Genomic DNA, 342 nt, shown 5'->3' with positions numbered 1-342 from the left:
CCGACGCCGACATTGAAGCTGCCGGTGGCGGTGCCGCCGTTGCCGTCAGACAAGGTGTAGGTGACGACGTCCGGGCCATTGGCGTTGGCGTTCGGCGTGTAGACCAGGTTGCCGTCGACATCGAAGGAGACGGTGCCGTGCAGGGCCGAGCCACCGGTGATCGACAGCGTGTCGCCATCGATGTCGGAAGCGGCAGCCAGGATCAGGGCCTTGGAGACCGTGAGCGGGGTGTCTTCACTGGTGCTCTGGTCCGCGACCGTCCCGGAGGTCGGGTTGTCGTTCACCGCGCCGACGCCGACGTTGAAGCTGCCGGTGGCGGTGCCGCCGTGGCCATCCGACAGG

General features: G+C 67.8%; 1 protein-coding gene. It reads right to left on the bottom strand.

Going from position 1 to position 342, the window contains the following annotated elements:
- On the bottom strand, positions 1-342 hold a 342-nt coding region (locus AAHM41_RS40410), incomplete at both ends, for a cadherin-like domain-containing protein (protein ID WP_342242289.1).

The sequence above is a fragment of the Inquilinus sp. OTU3971 genome (genome assembly GCF_038440215.1).
This window is presented reverse-complemented; position numbering and strand designations above follow the sequence as displayed.